At 66.0% G+C, this 23,131-nt stretch carries 17 protein-coding genes and 1 pseudogene; 13 read left to right on the forward strand and 5 right to left on the reverse strand.

Annotated features, from left to right (window positions below):
- Together LBK75_04925 and LBK75_04930 are read left to right on the forward strand one after the other, a co-directional pair.
- Window positions 1-119, forward strand: a pseudogene (locus tag LBK75_04925) (CtkA family protein).
- 99 nt (window positions 120-218) lie between these two features.
- Entirely contained in the window at window positions 219-6,041 is a 5,823-nt protein-coding gene (locus tag LBK75_04930) for a glycoside hydrolase family 3 C-terminal domain-containing protein (GenBank protein MDR1157636.1), read from the forward strand.
- Here LBK75_04930 and rsmG read toward each other — a convergent pair.
- From rsmG to LBK75_04955, 5 genes are all read right to left on the reverse strand, one after another.
- On the reverse strand, window positions 6,002-6,646 hold the full coding sequence (rsmG, locus tag LBK75_04935) for a 16S rRNA (guanine(527)-N(7))-methyltransferase RsmG (GenBank protein MDR1157637.1): 645 nt from the start codon (window positions 6,644-6,646) through the stop codon (window positions 6,002-6,004). The genes LBK75_04930 and rsmG overlap by 40 nt on opposite strands.
- Entirely contained in the window at window positions 6,643-8,511 is a 1,869-nt protein-coding gene (gene mnmG / locus LBK75_04940; protein MDR1157638.1) for a tRNA uridine-5-carboxymethylaminomethyl(34) synthesis enzyme MnmG, read from the reverse strand. Before mnmG ends, rsmG begins: the two co-directional genes overlap by 4 nt.
- 34 nt (window positions 8,512-8,545) lie before the next feature.
- Window positions 8,546-9,742 carry a putative glycoside hydrolase gene (locus LBK75_04945; GenBank protein MDR1157639.1) on the reverse strand — a complete coding sequence of 399 codons (1,197 nt, stop codon included), beginning with the start codon at window positions 9,740-9,742 and terminating at the stop codon, window positions 8,546-8,548.
- 106 nt (window positions 9,743-9,848) lie between these two features.
- Window positions 9,849-10,448, reverse strand: coding sequence for a hypothetical protein (locus LBK75_04950; GenBank protein ID MDR1157640.1), 600 nt, complete (start codon window positions 10,446-10,448; stop codon window positions 9,849-9,851).
- Between the two features lie 101 nt (window positions 10,449-10,549).
- A complete protein-coding gene (locus tag LBK75_04955; protein MDR1157641.1) occupies window positions 10,550-10,840 on the reverse strand; it encodes a hypothetical protein in 291 nt (96 codons plus the stop codon).
- A 317-nt stretch (window positions 10,841-11,157) separates the two neighbouring features.
- Between LBK75_04955 and mutL the strand changes: the two genes are divergently transcribed.
- The 11 genes from mutL (at window position 11,158) to LBK75_05010 (ending at window position 22,866) form a co-directional block, all read left to right on the forward strand.
- Window positions 11,158-13,038 carry a DNA mismatch repair endonuclease MutL gene (mutL, locus tag LBK75_04960; protein MDR1157642.1) on the forward strand — a complete coding sequence of 627 codons (1,881 nt, stop codon included), beginning with the start codon at window positions 11,158-11,160 and terminating at the stop codon, window positions 13,036-13,038.
- Entirely contained in the window at window positions 13,035-13,994 is a 960-nt protein-coding gene (gene miaA, locus LBK75_04965) for a tRNA (adenosine(37)-N6)-dimethylallyltransferase MiaA (protein MDR1157643.1), read from the forward strand. Before mutL ends, miaA begins: the two co-directional genes overlap by 4 nt.
- A 115-nt stretch (window positions 13,995-14,109) precedes the next feature.
- Window positions 14,110-14,373 carry an RNA chaperone Hfq gene (gene hfq / locus LBK75_04970; protein ID MDR1157644.1) on the forward strand — a complete coding sequence of 88 codons (264 nt, stop codon included), beginning with the start codon at window positions 14,110-14,112 and terminating at the stop codon, window positions 14,371-14,373.
- A gap of 7 nt (window positions 14,374-14,380) precedes the next feature.
- Window positions 14,381-15,601: a hypothetical protein gene (locus tag LBK75_04975; protein ID MDR1157645.1), complete on the forward strand. Its 1,221-nt coding sequence runs from the start codon at window positions 14,381-14,383 to the stop codon at window positions 15,599-15,601.
- Between the two features lie 56 nt (window positions 15,602-15,657).
- Complete coding sequence (locus LBK75_04980; GenBank protein ID MDR1157646.1) at window positions 15,658-16,350, forward strand: YggS family pyridoxal phosphate-dependent enzyme; 693 nt, start codon at window positions 15,658-15,660, stop codon at window positions 16,348-16,350.
- An 80-nt stretch (window positions 16,351-16,430) separates the two neighbouring features.
- Window positions 16,431-16,859, forward strand: coding sequence for a cell division protein SepF (locus tag LBK75_04985; GenBank protein MDR1157647.1), 429 nt, complete (start codon window positions 16,431-16,433; stop codon window positions 16,857-16,859).
- 202 nt (window positions 16,860-17,061) lie between these two features.
- Window positions 17,062-17,784, forward strand: a complete 723-nt coding sequence (locus LBK75_04990; protein MDR1157648.1) for a DivIVA domain-containing protein — start codon at window positions 17,062-17,064, stop codon at window positions 17,782-17,784.
- Between the two features lie 84 nt (window positions 17,785-17,868).
- Window positions 17,869-20,625 carry an isoleucine--tRNA ligase gene (gene ileS / locus LBK75_04995; GenBank protein ID MDR1157649.1) on the forward strand — a complete coding sequence of 919 codons (2,757 nt, stop codon included), beginning with the start codon at window positions 17,869-17,871 and terminating at the stop codon, window positions 20,623-20,625.
- On the forward strand, window positions 20,622-21,116 hold the full coding sequence (gene lspA / locus LBK75_05000) for a signal peptidase II (GenBank protein ID MDR1157650.1): 495 nt from the start codon (window positions 20,622-20,624) through the stop codon (window positions 21,114-21,116). Before ileS ends, lspA begins: the two co-directional genes overlap by 4 nt.
- Window positions 21,097-22,038: an RluA family pseudouridine synthase gene (locus LBK75_05005; GenBank protein MDR1157651.1), complete on the forward strand. Its 942-nt coding sequence runs from the start codon at window positions 21,097-21,099 to the stop codon at window positions 22,036-22,038. Before lspA ends, LBK75_05005 begins: the two co-directional genes overlap by 20 nt.
- A gap of 21 nt (window positions 22,039-22,059) precedes the next feature.
- The gene (locus LBK75_05010) at window positions 22,060-22,866 is read left to right on the forward strand and encodes an HAD-IIB family hydrolase (protein ID MDR1157652.1); all 807 of its coding nucleotides are present in this window, start codon (window positions 22,060-22,062) and stop codon (window positions 22,864-22,866) included.
- The last annotated feature ends 265 nt before the right edge of the window (window positions 22,867-23,131 follow it).

The following is a 23,131-nucleotide window of genomic DNA, read 5'->3' on the forward strand; positions in this document are numbered from 1 at the left end:
GCGTCAACGAATACTTGGCGTGCCACATTTTTGCGGCGCTTGGATTTAAGACGCAGGAAACTTTGCTCGGCACGTATACCGACGGTCGTGGCAAGGGGAAAACGGTGGTGGCCTGCGGCTCTTGCCTGTATCCGCAGCTTGCGGCAGAGGATATGCCGACCGTGCTTAATAGCGAAAAACTGAAAAATTCACGATGAGAAGTATGAGGTGGATATTAAGTGGTGTGTAAAAAGATCTCCGCGATGCTCATGGCTGCCCTGTTGATACTGGGGACGGCGCCACGGCAAACTGTTTTTGCGTCCGTCGATCAGGACGCGGAGGTGAAGATCAACCGGACGCTCTCGGCGATTTCACTTGCGGACCGCGTCTCGCTCATGTACGGCGGCGCGGCCGACACCGGCGCGGGCGCGACCCGGGCCGTGACCGGGCTGGGTAAAATGAATATGTCCGACGGCCCGAACGGCGTCAATGCCGGCGGCGCGGGCACGTCGTTTGAGTCCGGGCTCATCGTTTCGGCCACGTGGAACCCGGATCATGCCCGCGAGGTGGGCCGGATCATCGGCGCGGAGGCGAAGGCCAAGAATGTGCAGATCATGCTGGGCCCGGGCGTCAACATCATACGCGATCTCGCGGGCGGGCGGACGTTCGAGTATTACAGCGAGGACCCCGTGCTGACGGGCCGGATCGGCGCTGCCTATGTCGGCGGCATGCAGTCGCAGGAAGTCTCCGCGACGGTAAAACACCTGTTCGCCAACAACCAGGAGTCGAACCGCAACTGGTCGACGTCGAACCTGAGCGAACGCGCCATCCATGAGATCTATCTGCAGCCGTACAAGGCGGCCATAGAGCAGGGCGGCGCGTGGAGTCTGATGACCGGCGCGAACCGCGTAAACGGCGCATTCACGTCGGACAACCGTTATATACTCACAAATATGATGAAGTACGATTATGGCCTGGAAGGCATCATCATGACGGACTGGTGTGGCGTCCGCTCGAACGTCATCTCGGCCAAGGCCGGGCTGGACGTCTCGATGCCCGGCGCCAGCGCCTACGCCGGCCTTTTGGACGCGGTGCGCGCCGGCCTTCTGCCGGGGCAGGTCGTCGACACGGCCGCGCAGCGCGTCGCGCGTCTCGCCTATTACACAAAATCGACGACGAACGCGGACGGGTACCGGCCGTCCGACCGCGCCCCCGGCGAGAGCTACAATGTCGGTTCCCACGCGAACGAGTCGGTCGAGCTCGCCAAAGAGGGCGAGGTGCTGCTCAAAAACGACGGCCTGCTGCCGTTTGCCAAGGTCAGCCCGACGATCGCGCTCGTCGGCAAGTACGTGGACTACAACTTCGAGCAGCCCGGGCTCGGCGGCAGTAGCGGCGTGACCCCGCCCGTCCAGGTGCAAAACGGCGCCGCGATCCGCAATCTTTACGACAACTACTATATCCCGGGCGGCGCCACGCTCCTCAGCCCGGCATACAGCGAGGCGAGCGAGAGCTCCCTCGTCGCGTCCATCAACGCGGCCAGGGAGGCCGCCGCGCAGGCCGATTACGTGGTCATCTACGCGGGCATCAACAAGAGCGCGCCCGAGCACCAGTGGGGGAACGCCCCCGACACCGAGGGCAACGACCGCCTCGACCTCGACTTCCCCGAGGCGCAGCTCCGTCTGATCCGGGGCGTTTCCGAAGTCGCGGGCGCAAAGACCGTCGTTGTGCTAAACGGCTCGGTGTTTGAGGTCGCCGACTGGGTCGACGGCGTAAACGCCGTCCTCACGACCTTCTACCCCGGGCAAAACGGCGCGACGGCGACGGCCGACATCTTGGCGGGCCTGGTCAATCCCTCCGGCAAACTCCCATTCACATGGCCGCGGCGCTACGAAGACACGCAGGGGTACGTGCCGGACGTGCCGGCGGGCGGCAATCAGGAGACGGTCAAAAATGTGGAGGCGAACTACACCGAGGGCGTTTTCGAAGGTTACCGCTATTACGACCTGCGCCTGCACGACGCCGACCCGGAAAACGACATCCTGCCGCAGTTCGCGTTTGGCCACGGCCTGTCGTATGCGACCTACGACTGGTCCGGCCTCACATTGAGCGGCGATGCCATGGGTCCGGAGGATACGATCACCGTCGGCGTCACGCTGACCAACACAAACAACACCGCCGGCAAACAGGTCGTGCAGCTCTACGTCCGCGACCCGGTTTCGTCGGTCCCGCGGCCGTGGAAGGAACTCAAGGACTTCCAGAAAAAAGCGATCGGCGCAAACGGCAGCCAGACGTTTACCTTCGCGATCACGAAGGACGATCTGAGCTTCTGGGACGTGAATACCCACGCGATGAAGGCCGAGGCGGGGCAGTTTGAAATCCTTGTCGGCGACGCGTCGGACAGCATCCGCGCATCGGCGGCAATCACGCTGGCCGCGGACTCCGCGCCCGACCCCGACTACACCGTCGTCCAGGCGGAGGCCTACGCCTCTCAGAGCGGCGCGTCGGTCGGCGAAGCGCGCGAGGTCGATTCGGCGGTGAGCTACGCGCCGAACCAGTACGTCATGCTCGGCGGCGGCGGTTCGTACGCCTCCTGGCACTTGACGGTGCTCGAGGCGGGCCGGTACTCGCTGATCTTCCGCTACAGCAACGACGCCTTCAGCGGCTCCGTCAACGGCACGACCGAGCCGTACAACCGGCAGACCGAGCTCGTCGTGAACGGGGAGTCCTGCGGCCGCTATGATTTCCAGAACACGCGCCGCGCCGACGTCTGGAATTACGACTCGATCGATGTGGTGCTGGACGCGGGGATCAACACGGTCACGCTGCGGGGTACGGAATGGTCGAGCGGTGTCCGCGTCGACAAGCTGATCGTCCAGAAGATACGCGCGCGGTGGCCGGACCCCGTCGCGTCCGCTGACCTCGGCGGCGGTTTGGAACCGACAGATGACAATATTTTCCAAGCAGAGACGGCGACCCTGCTGAGCGGCGCGGTGATTGAGAACAGCGCGGGTGGGTATACCGGCGAGGGATATGTCGTTTTACGCGGAGCCGGCTCGTCCGCGACGATCCCCGTGTACGCGCCCACAAGCGTCCGGTTCAGACTTCAGCTGACGTACGCCAATGGGACCGGCGCGCCCGCGCCGTGCGATCTGTACGTCAACGGGGTCAAGAAGTACACATACGCGCTGGGGCCGACCGGAGGCGACGGCCTCTGGCGGTCCGAGCAGACCGACGAGATTACGATGCTGACGGGGACGAATATGCTCCTGATCGAGTCCCAGTCGGGCGTCGTCAGTCTTGACAAGATCGAGATCATCGGCGGCATGGGCTACCTCGATGCGGAGGCGCCTGTCGTGAACGGCACGTCTCCGGGGGACGGCGGCCGATGGACGGGCGGCGTGTCGGCGTATTATTCCGAGTCCGTCGCGGCCGGCCCGGGGAGCGTCACGGTCACGGACGGCACGCACGTCATCCCGTCGGGCTTCACGGTGGAGGGCGCCAAGCTGGCCGTGACGCTGGACCCGTCGCGGCTACAGAGTGGCGTGACGTATACGGTGACGATCGGGCCGGACGCGGCGCTGGACCTGTCGGGCAACGGGCTGGTCGAACCGTACGTGTTCACCTTCCTCGTGCCGCCCGCAAACTACGACGACCTGTCGATCGCGTACAGCGGGGCCTGGACGGATACAGGGACGGCGAAAACCGCCGGTGCGGGCGCGTCGCTGGATTTCTGGTATTACGGGGACGAGTGCGTGCTCCGCGCCGCCCAGAGCGGCGGCGCCTCCGTCAACGTCTGGTTTGACGACGCGCTCATGCCGGAGACCGTGACGCTAACGGACGGCGGCGGCCAAACCGCCGCGTTCTTCAGCGCGGGAGCGCGGCCGTACGGCCTGCACTGCGTGAAAGTGGAGGTGACGTCGGGCACGCTCGCCTTCGTGGGAGCGAACGTCAACACCGCGCTTGTGAGCCATCCGCTTTCGAAGGCGGGCTGGACGGCGACGGGCGTCCGGGACAAATACCCCGCCAGCGACGGCCTTGCCCACATCGTCGACGGCAACCGCGCTTCGCGCTGGACATCGGGCGAGGTGCAGGTAGGCGCCAACCGCGACTGGTTCGCCATCGAATTCAGCGAGCCGCTTGAGATCAACGCGCTGCTGCTGGTGTGCCGTCAGTCCAACGTAGGCAGCGACATACTGGACTATACGCGGGCGTACGAGTGTTTCGTCTCCGACGACGGCGTCAATTGGAGCGGTCCCGTGGCCGCGGGGCCCGGTTCGCCGATGTTTACGAACATCATCTTCCCGACGCGGACGACCCGTTTTGTCAAGGTCGTCCAGACCGGCAACGCTCCGGGCGATTGGTGGAGCGTCTACGAGGCCTACGGCTTCAGGCTCCCCGACGAACTGGCCCCCAAGATGCCGCTGCCGTCCGCCCCGACCGGTCTCACGGCGGTACGGCTCAACCAGCAGATACAGCTTACCTGGGATGCGCCCCGCGGCAGCGCGGGCGTGTCGCGCTACCGCGTGTACCGCGACGACGTGCTCGCCGGGTACGCGTCGGGGCTGGGTTACGTCGACATACTGGGCGCGGGCGACGACACGGCGCACATTTACACGGTCAGGGCCATAGACGCGTTTGACAACGCGTCCGCCCCGTCGGCGGCCGTGGCCGCGTCGACCGACCCCGGCGCCGTGGACCTGCCGCGCGCGGGCTGGCGAGCCGACGCCTCCCACAGCCACGCGACGACGGCGCCGCAGCTGGCCGTCGACGCCGATCCGGAGTCGCGCTGGACGGCCGGTGCGGGCGTGGCGCCCGGCATGTGGTTCACGGTGGACATGGGGCTCTCGTTCAAATTCAACGCGATCACCGTGAAAGGCAATGCGACGGACTACCCGACGGCGTACGAGATCGTGTCGTCCGATGACGGCGTGCACTGGTCCGTGCCGCTGGCCGCTGGCACCGGCGCGCCGGGCACGATCGACATCGTCCTGGCCGAGGCCGCGACGGCCCGGTATATTAGAATCAACCAGACGGGGGCGGCCCGCGGCGACTGGTGGTCGATCTACGACATCAACGCGGCGCTACGCGACGACCTGGGCAGCCCGCACGAGGTGAGCGCCGCCGGGTACAACGGTTTCATCCGCGTGGATTGGTTTGCGCCGTCCGAGGTCTTCTTCGCGGCGCATCACTACGACGTCTACCGCGACGGCGCGCTGGTGCGGGGCGGTCTGGCCGATACGCGCTACGTGGACACGGACGTCCGCCCGAACAAAATATACACCTACGAGATCGTCGCGGTCGCCTCGGGCGGTGAGAACACGCCCAAGTCGGAGCCGGCGCGCGCCCGCTGCCGGGCGGAGAACACGCAGATCCCCAGGAACAACTGGTCGGCCGACGCGAGTGCGTTTCACCCCTCGCACCCGCCCGCGCTCGTGCTCGACGACATCGATGTGCCGGACGACCGGACGAAATGGTCGACCGGCGCGCGGCAGGACGGCTCGCAGGTTTTCTACCTGCACCTGAACGACGTCTATCCCGTGAACACACTCCGGATCTCAAGCGATTCGAACGACTACGGGCGCCAGTACGAGATCAAGGCGCTGGTCGGCGGCGCGTGGAAGACGGTGGCCGCGAACGTCGCCGGGCAGCCGGGGCTGCAGGAGATCCGCTTTGACCAAGTGTACACAGACGACTTGCAGATCTGCAACACAGGGACCACCGGCTCGCAGTGGTGGGCGATCTATGAGCTGTACGCCTTCAACATCGCCGCTCCCGCACCTGTCTGGTCGATCGACGACGCGGCGGTTTCGGCCGCCGGCGTTTCGGTGACCGTCAGTCGCGGCGCCGACCAGGCGGCCGCCCATGTGATCGTCGCCGCGTATGCCGCAGACGGCAGGCTGCTCGCGACCGAGATCAAACCCGTGACGGCGGACGGTGTCTACCCGTTCTCCGCGCCGCCGCCCGGCGCGGCGCGCGTCCGAGCCTTTCTGTGGGACGACGCATACGCGCCGCTTGACGCGCCCTATTTCTCCCCCAGCATCTTCGCCCAGCGGCGGGGGTAGGCGTGGGGCGTGGGGTGGCGTTTGGGGATGACGATGAGCGTGTGCGTGATCTCCGGCGTGAGCGCGTAGCGGTGAATCTCCGCCGCGCCGCCGCCCAAGGCCTCGATCCGCCCGGCGGCGGCGGCGGCCTCATCGTCGCAGTCGCCGCCCTTCATCGCGAGAAACACGCCGCCGGGTTTTACAAAGGGCAGACACAGCTCGCAGAGCACCGGCAAAAAGGCCACGCCCCGCGCTACGGCCACGTCGTAGGTGTCGCGAAAACCGGGGCGGCGCGCCTGCTCCTCGGCCCGCGCGGCGACGCAGACCACGTCGGCAAGCCCCAATTCCGCACACACCCGCCGCAGAAAATCCACCTTCTTGGCGGTGGCGTCCAACAGCGTCAGCCGGATCGAGGGGTCCTGAATCTTCAGCGGGATCCCCGGCAGGCCGCCGCCGCTGCCGACGTCGATGACGGATTTCTCGGCCAGAGGATACAGCGCCGGCAGCGCCAGTGCGTCGCGGATGTGCCGGACGGCGGCGGTCTCCTCGTCCCGGACGGCCGTCAGGTTGAGCGTTTGGTTCTGCGCCAGCAGACGCGTCAGGTAGGCTCTCATTGCCTCCGTCATGACGAGCGCCCCAGGTGAATCATCAGCGCGGTCATGTCGGCGGGACTGACGCCCGGGATGCGCGCGGCCTGGCCCAGCGACGCCGGACGCACGCGGTCCAGTTTCTGCCGGGCTTCCAGCCGGAGACCACGGATTGAGGCATAGTCGATGTCCGCAGGCAGGCGGCGGGTCTCCTCCCGCTGAAACCGCGCCACTTGGGCTTCTTGGCGTTTGAGATAGCCCTCGTAGCGCAGCGCGATCTCCACCTGCTCGCGCACCGCAAAGGGCAGCGGCGGCCGAGCCGGGTCGAAGGGGGCGAGCGCCTCGTAGGATAACTCGGGGCGCCGCACAAGGTCGGACAGGCGTGCGCCGGCGACCGGCACGGCGCTGCCGTGCGCGCGCAAAAAAACGGCGAAGGCCTCGGAGGGCGGGACCACGGCGGCGGAGAGCCGCGCGATCTCGCGCGAAACCTGCGCGTATTTTTCCGTCGTACAGCGGTGACGCTCCTCCGAGATAAGGCCGATGCGGCGCCCGATCGGCGTCAGGCGGGCGTCGGCGTTGTCCTGCCGCAGCAACAGACGGTACTCCGACCGGGAGGTCATCATGCGGTAGGGCTCGTCGGTGCCGCGCGTCACCAGATCGTCGACCAGTGTACCGATGTAGGACGAGGCGCGGTCCAGGTGCAGCGGCGTCTCTCCCCGCAGTGCCCGAGCGGCGTTGATCCCGGCGACAAGGCCCTGCGCCGCCGCCTCTTCGTAACCGGAGGTGCCGCAGATCTGCCCGGCGCAATAGAGGCCCGGCGCGGCGCGCGCCTCCAGCGCGGGGGTCAGGCAGAGCGGATCGAGGCAGTCGTACTCGATGGCGTAGGCGGGCCGCGTCATCTCGGCGCGCCGCAACCCCGGGATGGAGTGCAGCACCTTGAGCTGAACCTCCTCCGGCAGCGACGAGGACAGCCCCTGCAGATACAGTTCCTCGGTGTCGAGCCCCGTCGGCTCGACAAACAGCGGGTGGCGGCGTTTGTCTGCAAAACGCACTACCTTGTCCTCGATGGAGGGGCAATAGCGCGCCCCGACGCCCTGGATGACGCCGGCATAAAGCGGACTCAGGTGGAGGTTTTCACGAATGATGGCGTGCGTCTCGGGTGTCGTCCACGTGAGGTGGCAGACCGCCCGGTTGCGCGGTCTTTTCGCCGTCTCAAAAGAGAAGGGGGGGGCGTCGTCGTCACCCGGCTGAAGTTCCATCTCGGAGAAATCCACACTGCGCGCGTTGACGCGGGGCGGCGTACCGGTCTTGAAGCGTTGGAGCGGGAGCTCAAACGCCCGCAGCACGTCGGAGAGGCGGGTGGATGGCATCAATCCGTCCGGGCCGCTCGCTCGCACCGAGGCGCCGGTGATCACGCGAGAGTTTAAGTAGGTGCCCGCCGCGACGACGGCCGCGCGCACCGCATACCGCGCGCCCAGCGCCGTCTCCACCCAGGCGACGGGCCCGCCGGCGGGCCCCAGGTCGACGATCTCGGCCTGCTTGAGGCAGAGGTTTGGAGTGCGCTCCAAAAGGACCTTCATGTGCGCGCCGTACCGGCGCCGGTCGGCCTGCGCGCGCAGGCTGTGCACCGCGGGGCCCTTGCCCCGGTTGAGCAGTCGGTATTGGATGCAACACGCATCGGCCGCTCGGCCCATCTCGCCACCCAGCGCGTCGATCTCCCGCACCAGGTGGCCCTTGGCTGTGCCGCCGATGGCCGGATTGCAGGGAAGATTGGCCACCGCGTCGAGATGCATGGCAAACAGCACGACCCGCAAACCCAAACGGGCGCCGGCCAATGCCGCCTCAATTCCGGCATGACCGGCGCCGATCACAGCGATGTCAAATTGTCCCGCGTCGAAGGCCATGGAGATCCTTCCTCACGTCAAATCGATTCCCCCGTCAGGGAACGGTATACATACCCTGCGCGTTCACGAGCAGCCAGCCGAGGCCCTCCCGGCCGCCGGCGGCGTCCAGGGAGATCTGCAGCGTCTCCGGCGGCAGGTCCTCCGGGACCGTCAGCACTGGCACCAGCTTGACCGAGAGCCGGTCCGCGGGCGTCACGGCGGATACGGCCGCCAGAATGGGGGCGAACGACGCGCCCGTGTCGGTCAGCGGCGCCGCCGCGTATATCCGATCAAAGACCGCCGCCAGCGCCGTCAGCCGCTGGCCGCCGAGGGGATCTTCCCCCGTCTGCGCCGTCTTTTCTTCCAACATGACAGACAACGCCACATGCGAGGAGGCCAGTCGATCTGCCGCCTCCCGCGCGAAGCTCTCCAGCGCGTCGCTGCGCGGAGTGTCTTCATAGACCCCGTAGCTGATGGCGCTGAGGGACCCCCGCGCAGGAAAGGTGAAGCGATCCAGCAAGATCTCGTCCACGCCCAGCCCGGCCACCTCCGTGATCAGTCCCAGCAGATAGGTCCGGGCCGGCTCCTTGTACGGGTCCAGCCAGCGCGAACGGGTGTTGTCGAGCCAGTTGACCCCGGAGACATGCTTGATGCCCACGGACTGTTCCTGCTGCGGTACCGCGGCGTCTTTGAACAGGGACAGAGCGGCCACCACGTAGATCCCGTCGCGCCGCAGCGCGCGGATATGCGCGGCGGCGGTGTCCGTCTCGGCGCTCACTTGGGCTTGGATTGCAAACGGCATCGACGAGCGAAACGCCAACAGGCCGCTCTCGGCCTTGAGTTCCAGCACCAGCGCGTCGATCGGACCGCCGGCCGCCGCCTGCGCGCGGAGTGTGTCGAGGCCGTCCTCCGTCTGCAGCAGCGCGATCGGCGCGTACAGGGCGTGAAAAGACCGCTCGACGCCGGGTGTCGGCGTGGGCGCCGGCGTCGGTGTCGGGGTGTCGGGCGGGGGTACGGACGCCGCCCAGGCGGGCAGGTCTGCGCCGGAGGGCGTGGGGAGCGGTTCCGTGCGCCACCGATTTAAAAAAGGGATGTCAAAATACACGCGGCCATCCGGCGTATACACAAGATAATTGGGCAATACCAAAAGGCCGGCAACCAGCGCCAACGCCAGCGCGGCCGAAATCACCACCAGTGCCGTCACGCCTTTGCGGCGACGGCTGCGGCCCCGATACCGATTTCTGCTTTCCAATTCCGACGACCTCGCTTCCGGCTCTGCCGGTATTGGCGTGCCCGTTGGCGTGCGCACCGCGCGCCGAGGGCGACCGTCGTTATTGTATCGCAAATTCCGCGCGCTGTCAATTCTCCACGTACTCGGCGCCGCGGACGTCGAGGACTTCGAGGTCGGTCAGACGCACGCGCAGATACGACGCGCCGTCTTCGTCGTAGGTCTCCAGTACGCCGGTGACCGCCACCCAGTCGTTGAGGGTCGGATAGTCTTGATCCCAGATGACCTCGAAGCCGGCGCTCTGGTCATATCCGCAGCAGCCGGGGCCGTTGCGGAGCACGAGACGGTAGACGTTGCCGGTGAACTCGTCGGCATACTCGTCGAAAAACCCCTCATAGCGGAGCGTTTTGCCAAGATAATCCTCGGCGTTTAGGTAGATGTCGTTCGTCTGGGCGATGAAAAGTTTCTCTCTGATCTCAACGACGTCGCCCACCGGCGTCGGGAGGGCTACAGCGTGGAGGGCGGAGGGGGCGGTGGGCGTCAGAGGTGCGTTTGGATCGGCCTCCGAGACCGCGCCGGGGGACGGCGCCGGGTCGGGCGAGACGAAGGCAGGGTCGGAGACGGAGATGCTCTGTGTCCCCGCGCCGTTGCGGACGCCGACCGACGCGGAGGTGGATGCGCAGCCCGCCAGCAGGCAGAGGCAGAAAAACAGCGGCATACAACGCTTCATAAATCGTCACTCCTGAATGGAAAATTTTGTAAAACAAGACGACATAAAAGGACAGAAGACGCGCGCCCGACGGGCTTTGCGCGTCTCTGTCCGCTATCCATTCAGTTGTTCCGTCTGACCTCCAAACACACTAGGGACGACCGCGGAGAGCCGGCGGCGGCGAGGCGGCGGCGCGCGCCCGCAGCCGACGTGACCGCAGCCAGGCCCGCCGACGCCAACAGGGCGCATCCGAGTTGCGCGAGCAAGCTGCGGGCCGCCGTCAGATGGCGGCAGACGTGACAGCCTTCGCCGGCGCAGGTGTGGTCCGCGCCCTCCGCGAGGTACGCGAGCGAGAAGACGGCCGCTGCGGTCAGCAGCACGCAGAGCGCGAGCACCCATCGCCTATATTTCACGGCGCGTCCCCCCTTTCCGGCTGCCGGTGTTTCGCCGAAGTTTATCACCGTCATTGTATCACCGCACCCGGGGTCCCGTCAAGAAGACCTCGGGTGATGGGTGGGTAGTTTTTTGGGAGAATCGGGTATTTTTTCGGAAGAACCACCAAGGCACAAGAGGGGGCCGTCCCTTTTGTGTCCGCCCTGTGCCTTTGTATCTGTCCCGCAAAATCATACAAAAATGTCAGCCGATTGCCGTGCATGTCGTAAATGGCCTTGAACGGCGGCGGGATCTGTGATATGGTACTAGGTAAGACAGCGATTAAGGAGAGTCTCCCATGTCGAAGATCCACACCCTGGATCCCCATGTGGCCGACCTCATCGCCGCCGGCGAGGTGGTTGAACGGCCGGCGGCGGCGGTCAAGGAGCTCATCGAAAACGCCATCGACGCAGGCGCTACGGCCGTGACGGTCGAGTCGGCCGGCGGCGGCGTGCGGTTGCTGCGGGTGACCGACAACGGGGAAGGCATGGAACCGGAGGACGCACAGGCGGCGTTTCTGCGCCACGCCACGAGTAAGATCCGCTCGGCGGAGGACTTGACGGCGGTGCACACGCTGGGGTTTCGCGGCGAGGCGCTGGCTGCCATCGCCGCCGTGAGCCGCGTGCAGCTCATCACGCGCGCCCGTGCCCGCGCGCTCGGCACGGCGCTCACACTGGAGGCCGGCGCGGTGACCGGCAGCCGGGAGACCGGCTGCCCCGAAGGGACGACCCTCGTGGTGCGTGACCTCTTTTACAACACGCCGGCCCGGCAGAAGTTTCTCAAAAAGGACACGACGGAGTCGGCTCACGTACAGGCGGTGGTGCAGCGAGCTGCGCTCTCCCACCCGGAGATCTCCTTTCAATATGTGCGTGACGGCCGCCAGGCGCTGCACACTCCGGGCGACGGAAACCTGCGTTCCTGCCTCTACAGCGTGTTCGGACGGGCGTTTGCGGAGGGGCTGTGCGAGGTGCCATCCTGCGAACAGGGCGGGGTCCGCGTGTGGGGGTATGTCAGCCGTCCCGAGAAGGCGCCGGGCAGCCGTCAGGCGCAGCACATCTTGGTGGCCGGCCGGCCGGTGCGTTCCCACACGGTGACGGCGGCGTTGGAGGAAGCGGGCCGCCATGCCGTCATGGTCGGGCGGTACCCGGCCTGTGTGCTGCATCTGGACTTGCCGCCCTCCGCCTATGATGTCAACGTCCACCCCGCCAAGAGCGAGATCAAGTTCTCCTCAGAGCGGACGGTGTTCGACGCGGTGTTTTACGCCGTGCGCGGCGCGCTGTCGGCGCTCGATAGGCCCATGTGGGAGACGCCCCCGCCCGCGGCGCGGGCACCCCGCGCGGCGTTTCACGCCGAGGCCCGGCCCCGGCCGGACGCCTTTCGTACCATGACGGCGGAGCAGTACCGCGCGCAGGCGGACACCCCGGCCGCGCCGCCTCCGGTGCTGGCGGCCGGCCCGGTCCAGCAGTCGGCGCGGGCCTCTTACGCATCCCCTGCCGCGGAGCTGCCGGGCGCTGCCGCGCTGCCGCTCAACCGGCCGCACGTCGGCGGGTACGCGGCCGCGCCGCCCGAGGAGCGCCGCCCGGTGGCAGCCCAGGAGGCCGCGGCGCCGCCCCTATCCTGGCGTTTTGTGGGCGAGGTGCTGGACGGGATCCTCATCGTGGAAGAGGCCGGCGGGATTCTTCTGATCGACAAACACGCTGCGCACGAGCGCATTGTCTTCAATCGGCTGAAGGAGAAAGAGACGGTGCAGATGGCCCAGGTACTGCTGACGCCGCTGGTCCTGACGCCCCCGCCCGCGGCGGCGGCGGCGCTGCTGGAACACGCGGAGATGCTCTCCGAGATGGGCTTTTTGCTGGAGGACTTTGGCGACGGCGCGCTGCTGGTCCGCGAGGCGCCGGCCGATGTGGACGCCGCGGCGCTGCCCGCGCTGCTCGACGAGGTGTCCGAGCGGCTGCGGGAAGGCCGCCGGGACCCGGCGCCCCGCCTCTTCGACGATATCCTGCACATGGTGGCTTGCCGGTCGGCCGTCAAATTGGGGCGGCGTTCCCACCCCGGGGAGGCGGAGGCGCTGGCGGTCCGCGTTGCGGAGGACCCCGCGCTGCGCCACTGTCCGCACGGCCGCCCGGTGGCGATCTCGATCAGTCGCGCCGATATGATGCGGCAGTTCAAACGGCAATGAAAGAGTCAATGCGGCGGCAGCTGCTGATTTGTCTGGTGGGACCCACCGCCGTCGGGAAGACGGCGCTCTCCTGTGAACTCGCCCGGGCGTTTGACGGTGAGGTGATCTCGTGTGATTCCCGGCAGATCTACCGGGGCATGGACGTCGGTACGGCCAAACCCACGATGGAGGAGAGACGAGACGTCCCGCACCACATGATCGATGTGGCCGACCCCCGGGAGGACTACTCCGCTGCCCGCTACGCCGCCGAGGCGACTCAGGCGGTCGAACGGGTGTTGGCGCGGGGGCGGCTGCCCATTGTGACGGGCGGTACGGGGCTCTACCTGCGCGCGCTCGTGACCGGTATGTACGGCGATGCGGGCGACGGCGGCGCCTCGGGTTCCGGCGGCGCCGCGCGGATCTACTGGCAGGCCTATCTTGAGATGTACGGAGAGGAGCGGCTCTTGGAGGCGTTGCGGGCGGTCGATGGAGAGACGGCCGGGCGGCTCCACCAGCGGGACCATGTGCGGGTCGTCAGAGCCCTGGAGGTCTTCACCGAGACCGGTGTCACGATGGCGGAGCATTTGCGTCGGAGCGTTCGGCGTCCGCGGCGTTTTGAGACGCTGACGATCGGTCTGCGGCGCGACCGGACCCGGCTGTATGGGCGCATCGACGCGCGCGTGGACGAGATGATGTCCCTTGGTTTTTTGGAGGAGGTGCGCCGGCTGCGGGATGCGGGCGTGCCGACGGACGTCCCCGCGATGAACGCCATCGGGTATCGGGAGCTGAGCGAAGTATTGGATGGACAGGCCACGCTGACGGAGGCCGTCGCGCGGATCAAACAAGCCACCCGGCGCTACGCCAAACGGCAGATCACTTGGTTTGCCCACCAGTGGGATGCGGAGTGGTTGGATGCCGGCGTGGGAAATCTCCTGGCGGCCTCGACTGAAATCGTGGAGAAATCTATTTTGTCCTGAGGTATGATGGGGACAATGGCCGGTCGGCGGGGCCGTCGGTTGGCCATTCCGGCGGCGGGACGCCCGAAAGGGGCCAGGCCCGCGCCGTCGTTTGACGTTGGGAAGGAGTTCATGTATGCAAAGAACGACAAATTATCAAGATCTGTTCCTCAACCAGTTTCGCCGGGATCACCAGAATGTCACAGTCTTTCTAGTCAACGGATTTCAAATCAAGGGCGTGGTGCGCGCCTTTGACAACTTCACGGTGGTGATGGAGGCCGACGGCCGGCAGCAGCTCATTTACAAACACGCCATCTCCACGATCATTCCCCTCCGCCCCGTGCCGCTGCCTGTCGAGTCCCCCGCCCCGCAGGAAACGCCCGCCCGACCGGTCGGATGAGCGCGCCATGAAAAAGCAGGGGATCTGGGTCACGCGCTTTGTGTTTCTGCTGCTCTTTGTTTTTGTGGTGGCCTTCATGGGCTACCACATCACCGATGCTTTCAACGACCCGGTGGGTACGGTAAACGCCGTGCTGTACACGGTGGAGGAGACGTTGGAGACAAACGGCGTCTTCGTGCGCGATGAGCGCACGCTGCCGCTGACGGACGGGATCGTCGAGACGCGGGTGGCGGAGGGTGCGCGGGTAGCGCGGGGGGAGACGTTGGCCGTGGTTTACCGAGACCCCTCGGCCCAGGGTGCGTTTGAAGAGCTGCGGCGGCTCTCTGAGCGCATCGAGCAGCTCTCCTACATCCGCCGGCGTGCGGTCGACATCACAAACCCGGCGGCGCTGGACGAGATGATCCGGGACAGCGTGCTGGCCGTCATCGACGCCGTCGATAGGGGCGATCTGCGGGATCTGCGCGGGCAGGATATGGAGATGCGCTCCCTGCTGTACAAACGGGATTATACCTTTGGCGGCGGCGAGGATCTGGACGTGTTGATCGAGCGTCTGGAGGCGGAGTATCAGACAAAGCGGCAGACGGCCGGCTGGGACGTCACCCCCGTGGCGGCGGACAACCCGGGCACTTTCAGCCGGATCGTGGACGGGTACGAGTCCGTCCTCACGCCGGCGGCGCTCAGCGGGATGACGGCCGAAGACCTGGCCGCGTTTCTCCGGCGCCCGCCGCCGGCGGGCGCGGAGGCCCACCTGGGAAAGCTGATCTCCGGGTTCACGTGGCAGTATGCGGCCGTCGTCCCGGAGGCGGAATCCCAGGGCCTTACACCGGGCGCGTGGGTCGAGATGCGCGTCGGCCCGGACGAGTACCAGGCGCAGGCGCGCGTCAAACGGGTGGAACCGGCGGCGGACGGCACATGTCTGCTCGTATTGGAGAGCGACCGGGACATGCGCTATTTCGCGGGCCTGCGCCTCCAGAGCGTGCGCATCTTGCGGGAGACTCACACGGGGATCCGCATCCCCCGTGAGTCCACCCGCATGGACACGGAGAAGGGGCCGGGGGTGTACTGCCAGGTGCTGAACCAGGCGCAGTTTAAGCCGATCGAGATCCTGCTTGAGCGGGGCAACTATTACCTCGTCGCCTATACGCCGGAGAAAAGCGGCGCCCTGCTGCCGGGAGACGAGATCATCGTCCGAGCCAAAGATCTGTTTGACGGCAAAGTGCTGTCGTGAGAGTGTCCGGCATGTCGGCGGCCATGAGGGAAATTGAGAGAGAAAGAGGGATTCAGATGGGTGATGCGGCGGACATCGCCGAACGTGTTGCCGCGATTCGGCGTCGGATGGAACAAGCCGCGCGGGAGGCCGGCCGGCCCGGGGCGCTGTTGGTGGCCGCCGCGAAGACGGCGGACGCCGGGGCTGTACGGGCCGCCGTAGCGGCCGGGGTGGACGCCGTGGGCGAAAACCGCGTGCAAGAGATGCTCGCCAAGGACGCCCAGGGCGCCTACGCGGGCGCGCCGCTGCATTTCATCGGGCGCCTGCAGCGCAATAAGGTGGCAAAGCTCGTTGGGCGCGTGGCGCTGCTCCAGTCGGTGGATTCCCCCGCGCTGGCGGAGGCCGTCGACGCCCAGGCGGAGAAGACGGGGCGCCGGCAGGCGGTTTTGCTGGAAGTGAACGTCGGGGGAGAGGCGACAAAATCCGGCTGGACGCCGGAAGCGCTTTGGACAAGCCTCGAGAGCCTGTCTTCTTTGCGGCACATACAGATCCGGGGTCTCATGTGCATCCCGCCGCCGCGCGCGGCGATAGGGGGTACACAATATTTTGTGGTGATGAGACAACTATATATTGACATTGGGCGAAAAAACATAGATAATATCGGTATGGACATTTTGTCTATGGGTATGAGCGACGACTTTGAGGAAGCCGTCCGCGCCGGCGCTACGATGGTGAGAGTAGGTTCCGCGCTGTTCGGGCCGCGCACCTGAGGGTTCGGCGGGGCTTTCCGGTCCGTTGGGGCGCCCCGGCTCACATCACATCATATCTTTCTTAACGGAGGAGGAAAATTATGGGCTTGCTGGATGAACTCAAGCGCCTGGCGCATCCGTATTCGGAGGAGGAAGAGGATTTTGACGACTTTATCCCCAACCGGAGCGGACACACGACCTCGGCGTCCGAATCCGCGCACCGGGACACCAAAGTGGTCACCATTCCCACGACGACGCAGCTTCAGGTGGTGCTTGTGAAGCCGGAGCGCTTCGATAACGCGCCTGAGATCGCCGACCACCTGCGCGAGACGCGCACGGTGGTGCTGAATTTGGAGTCGGCCAACAAAGAGATCGCCCGCCGCCTGGTGGACTTTCTCTCCGGCGTCGCCTACGCGAGAGACGGAAAGATCAAGCGGGTGGCGAACAGCACGTACATCATCACGCCGAACAACGTGGACATCTTGGGAGACCTGATCGACGAGTTGGAAAACAACGGGTTATATTTCTAACGTGGGTTGCACCTGCAACCCACAACCCAAATTCTTGTATTTTGTTGCCGCTTCGCGGCAACAAAATACTAAACGCAATGAGTGCCGGCGCACGAGAGAGATCGCGGCGACACACCCGCATGCGGCGTCCCGTCACAGTGCGGGGATCGTATGCGGGTATGTGTGCGCTAGACACCCAACATGGTGAAAGGGGGCGGCGCGCGTGCTGACACCGCAGGAGGTTCAGGACAAAAAATTCGAAAAAGCCGTGTTCGGGGGGTACGACATGGCGGCTGTCGACGATTTTCTAGAGCAGGTCACGGAGGATTATACGGCCCTATACAAAGAAAATGCCGTGCTGAAGAGCAAGCTCAAGGTGCTGGTCAACACAGTGGAGGAGTACCGCAGTGTGGACGAGTCTATGCGCAAGACGCTGCTCTCGGCCCAGAAGATGGCGGAGGAGTCGGTGACGGAGGCCCAGAGCCAGGCCGACGCGATTTTGCGGCAGGCCCGGCACGAGGCCGACACGCTGGCCCAGCGGCTGCGTGGGGAAAACGAAAATGAGATGCGGCGGCACCACATGCTGCACGAGCAGACCGTCCGTTTCGCCGCCCAGCTTGTCGAGATGTACCGGAAGCAGATGGAGCTTGCGCAAGCGGTGCCCGCGATGATTTTCGAGGCGCCGCCGCCCGTGCCGCCGCCTGTTGCGCCGCCGCCGCCCCCACCGCCGCCGGAGGCCGCAGCGCCCCCGCCCGGCTCGGGCGCGCCGGCCGACGGGGCGGAATCGGCGGTGCAGGAAATCCTCTTCACCCCCGGCGGCGTGCTGCCGGAGGAGAATCCGGAGGAGGACACGGTGGTGCCTCGTCCGCGTTTTGAGTTTCCGAACATCCAGCACCAGTTCGGCCAGCAGTACGTCGGCCATGGGGACACGCGGGAGCGCCCGTAGTATAGAGGCTAGAAAGCTGGCAAACCGTTGCTAGCGGACGAACTGGGACGCGCAGGAGCGCCCATATGTGGAGGAGAGTTGTCCATGCCGCGCGACTACAATGACACGATACGCCTGCCCAAGACGGAGTTTCCGATGCGGGCCTCTCTGGCGCAGCGGGAGCCGGCCATGCTGGCAAAGTGGCAGGCGGAGCGTCTGTATGAGACCCTGATGGAGAAGAACGCCGGCTGTCCGCGCTATGTGTTGCACGACGGCCCGCCTTTTTCCAACAATGACATCCATGTCGGCACCGCCATGAACAAGATTCTAAAGGATTTTGTGCTGCGTTACAAGAATATGACCGGCTTTCAGGCCCACTATGTCCCCGGGTGGGACAACCACGGGCTGCCGATCGAGAGCCAGATCTTAAAGAGCGGCGGGGTCAGCCGGAAGGAGATCTCCGTCCCGGCGTTTCGGGACAAATGCCGCGACTTTGCGATGAAATATGTGGAGAGACAGCGCGACCAGTTCGTGCGTCTGGGCATTTTGGGCGACTGGGACAACCCCTATCTGACGATGGACCCGGCCTTTGAGGCCGCGGAGACGCGCATCTTCGGGACGATGTACGAGAAGGGCTACATCTATCGAGGCCTAAAGCCTGTCTATTGGTGCCCGCACGACGAGACGGCGCTGGCCGAGGCCGAGATCGAATACCAGGACGACCCCTGCGACTCCATCTATGTGAAATTCCGCGTCGAGGACGACAGGGGCCTCTTTAAGACGCCGGACGGCGCGTCGCCCGTTTTCATCGTCATCTGGACGACCACGACGTGGACGCTGCCCGGCAATGTGGCTGTCAGTCTGCATCCCCGCTTCGACTACGGGCTCTACCGCGTGGGCGGAGAGCGGTTTGTGGTGGCCGAGGCGCTGTTTGAAAATGTGGCCGCCGCCGCCGGGTGGACCGGCGCCGAGAAGCTGGCTGTTTTCAAGGGCGCCCAGCTTGAGCGCGTGACAACGCGCCACCCGTTCCTGGACCGGGAGAGCCTTGTGATTCTCGGCGAGCATGTGACGGCGGAGAGCGGTACGGGCTGTGTCCACACCGCCCCGGGCCACGGTCTGGAGGACTACTTTGCCTGCAAGCCCTACGACCTGCCGATCCCGGTGCCGGTGGACGCGCGCGGGCACCTGACGGATGAAGCCGGGCCTTTTGCCGGGTTGTATTACGAGAAGGCGAACGCCGCCATTCTGGACGACCTGCGCGCCCGCGGAGCGCTGCTGGCCGTGGCGCCGCTCACGCATACCTATCCGCACTGCTGGCGCTGCAAGCATCCGGTGGTCTACCGGGCGACGCAGCAGTGGTTTGCGTCCGTGGATGCGATGAAAGCGGATGTGCTGCGGACGGTGAGGGACGTCACCTGGGTGCCTGGCTGGGGCGCGGAACGCATGGAGACGATGGTGCGCGAGCGCGCCGACTGGTGCATCTCCCGTCAGCGTCACTGGGGGTTGCCCATCCCCGTCTTCTACTGCGCCGCCTGTGCCGCGCCGCACATCACGCCGGAGAGCATCGGCGCCGTGGCGGCGCTCTTTGCCCGCGAGGGCTCAAATGCCTGGTACATCCGGCCGGCGTCCGAGATTCTGCCCGCCGGGACGGTCTGCGCGGCCTGCGGACACACGACATTCATCAAGGAAACCGACACGTTGGACGGCTGGTTCGACTCCGGTTCCACCCATGCGGCGGTGCTGCGGACAAACCCTGCGCTCACCTGGCCCGCCGACCTCTATCTGGAGGGCGGAGACCAATACCGCGGCTGGTTTCAGTCGTCGCTGCTGACGGCCGTCGCCACGAGCGGACAGGCTCCCTACCGGACTGTGGTGACCCACGGCTGGACCGTGGACGGCGAGGGCCGAAAGATGTCCAAGTCGCTCGGCAATACGGTGACGCCGGCCGACATCGTCGGACGCTACGGCGCGGACCTGCTGCGTCTGTGGACGGCGTCCTCGGATTATCACAACGACATGCGCATCTCGGAGGCCCTGCTGCGGCAGCTCTCCGAGATCTATCTAAAGATCCGCAACACGGCCCGGTTCATGCTGGGAAACTTGCACGGCTTCGACCCGGACACGATGATGTGCCCTATCGAGGCGCTCACGCCGCTCGATCGTTTCGTCCTCTCCCGGCTGGCGCGCCTCGTGCAGCGGGTACGCGAGGCGTACGACGGTTTCGAGTACCATCCAATTCTGCACGCTATGCACAACTTCTGTGTAAACGACCTCTCCGGCTTCTACCTCGATATCCTTAAGGACCGGCTGTACTGTGACGCCGAGGACGCGCCCGCGCGCCGCGCCGCGCAGTCGACGATGTATATTCTGCTCGACACCCTGGTGCGCCTGCTGGCGCCGCTTTTGGCCTTTACATCCGAGGAGATCTGGGCCGCCATGCCGCACCACGCGGCGGCGGACACGCGTAGCGTGCTGTGCAACCCGATGCCGGAGCCGCCGCCCTTTGTCGTGATGGACGATACCGAAGCGGTGCGCTGGGAGCGGATTGTGGCCCTGCGGGACGAGGTGAACCTGGCGCTGGAGGGCGCCCGGGCCGACAAGCTGATCGGAAAGCCGCTGGAAGCCTATGTCCTGCTCTCGTCGGAGGGGGAGGAGTACGCGTTTTGGCAAAGCGTGCGGGATCTCCTGCCCGCCGTCTGCATCGTGTCCGCCGTGTCGGTCTCGCAGGGGGCGCGGGCCATCCGCGTCGAGCGGGCGCCGGGGGGAAAATGTCCGCGCTGTTGGGGCTATTTTACCGAAGACGGCGGCCATGCGGACCATCCGGGGTTGTGTCCGCGCTGTACCAAGGTCGTGGCAGGATGACGGGTCTCTGGCAGGGACTCTCGGTGCTCGCCATTGTCGGTCTTGACAGGTATATCAAGTATTGGGCGGTGCAGCATCTCGCGGGGCAGACGGTGCAGCCGCTGATCCCCGGCGTCGTGCGCATGATCTATGTCGAAAACCGGGGCGCGGCTTTCGGGCTCCTGACGAATATGCGCTGGTTGTTTTTATTCCTCACGGTGGCGGCTGTCTGCGCCATCCTCTGGGCGCTGCTGCGTCGCTGGCCTCAGACGCCGCTGGGGAGCTGGTCGCTGTGCTTCATTTTGGGCGGCGCGCTGGGGAACTTTGTCGACCGGGCCGCCGCCGGTTATGTGGTGGACATGTTTGAATTTTTGTTTGTCCGATTCGCCATCTTCAATGTGGCCGATATCTTTGTGACGGTGGGCGGCGCGTTGTTTTGCCTCTATCTCCTGTTCCGGCACGACCGGCCCGCCGGGGGAAAGGATGGGGCGGATGCCGCGGCAGTACTTTGAGGCGGCCGCGGCGGACGAGGGCCTCCGTCTGGATGTGCTTCTGGCGCGCTCCGGCACACTTTCCCGGAGCGCGTTCGCGCGCCTCTGTGCGCAGGGCGGGGTGAGTCTCGCCGGCCGGCCGGCGGGAAAGAACCATCGGGTGACGGCGGGGGAGATCTTCGCGGCCGACTGGCCGGATCCGGCGCCAAGCGCCGCCGCCGCGCAGGACATTCCGCTCGACGTTGTGTACGAGGACGAGGATCTCATCGTTGTGAACAAGCCGCGGGGGTTGGTCGTCCATCCGGCGGCGGGGCACGCGACCGGCACGCTGGTCAACGCGCTGCTCCACCACTGCCGGGGCGGCCTGTCCGGCATTGGCGGCGTCGCGCGCCCGGGCATTGTGCACCGGCTGGATAAGGACACGTCGGGCTTGCTGGTGGCCGCCAAGAATGACGCGGCGCACCTTGCCCTCGCCGGGCAGCTCGCCCGGCGTGAGATGACGCGCGTCTATGAGGGCCTGGCGGCAGGCGTCCTGCCCGATGCGCGCGGCACTTGGCAGGGCGCTATCGGGCGGGACCCGAAAAATCGAAAGCGTATGACAGTGACGGTCGCGGGCGGCAAACCGGCCGTCACCCACTACCGGGTGCTGGCGCGCCTGCCGGGCGCGACCCATGTGGAGTGTCGGCTGGAGACCGGCCGCACCCACCAGATCCGAGCGCATCTGCGCGCCGCCGGGCATCCGCTGCTTGGGGACAGTCTTTACGGCGGACCGGACCTGTGGGCGCTGCACGGGCAGTGTTTACACGCCGCTTCGCTGCGGCTGACGCATCCGAGGACCGGCCGGCCGCTGTTGTTCGAAGCCGCCCGGCCGGACTATTTTGCGGCCATGCTGGCGCGTCTGGCGCCGCGGCCCGAGGAGAGGGAGGGGCCCGGGGGCGCATGAACCCGGGGGTGTACAGGAGAAATGGGACAATTTGAGCATATCTTGCTGGCGTCCGATCTGGACGGCACACTTTACAACCGGGCGCGGCAGGTGTCGGAGCCCAACCGGGCCGCGATCCGGCGGTTCACCGAGGCGGGCGGGCGGTTCACCGTGGCCACGGGGCGGGCGATTCAAGCGTTCGCACAGCCGCGCACGGAGATCCCGCTGAACGCCCCGGTCATTTTGGCAAATGGCGCGCTCGTCTGCGACTACGACGAGGGCCGGGTGCTGCGGTCCGTTCCGCTCGCCGGCGACTATCTGTCCGTGTGCGCTTCTGTCCGGGAAGCCTTCCCGGAGGTCGCCGTTGAGGCGCACCTGCTGACGGGGATCTGGGTCGTCGGGAGCAATGGGTCGTCGCGCGCGCATCTCTCCGCCGTCCGGGTCTCCGCCACACAGGCGCCGTCTCTGGCGGACGTCCCGGGCGGCTGGCTGAAGGCGCTGTTTGTGGGCGAAGCGGCGGCGCTGCAGGCGTTGGGCGACTGGTTCCGCCCGCGGTACGGGGGTCGGTACGATCTCTGCTTCTCCCACGCGAACCTGTTGGAGATGCAGCACAAGGAGGCCAACAAGGGCGCGGCGCTGCTTTGGTTGGCCGACGCCCTGTCGATTCCGCGCGCGCGGGTCTTCTGTGTAGGCGATCAGGAGAACGACCTGCCCATGCTGCGCGCGGCGGTCTCCTTTGCCCCGGCAAACGCCGCTCCGGCGGTCCGCGCCGCGGTCCGCCGCATTGTCTCCGACTGCGACGACCACGCCCTCGCGGCCGTCATCGACATTCTGCCGACATTTGTGTGAGAATCGTTGTTTGGCAGTCTGAATCCCGCCAAAGAAAATGTACATTTCTTTGGCCCGCGATGCCATATTACAAAGCCTGATCTTGAAGAAAGCCGACAGTACGACAGGCGGTACGCCCACCGCCTTGCCCGATGAAAAATTCTGCGCCAAAGAGGAGGAGCCCACCTGGGCTCCTCCTCTTTGGCTAAAGTGGCAACTCAAGATTTTTGTTTTTATGGCTGCTTCGCGGCAATAAGGCACGATACAAAGATTTCTTTTTTGGCAA

It is taken from the genome of Oscillospiraceae bacterium, from assembly GCA_031265355.1.
In the GTDB taxonomy this organism is placed as follows: domain Bacteria; phylum Bacillota; class Clostridia; order Oscillospirales; family UBA929; genus JAIRTA01.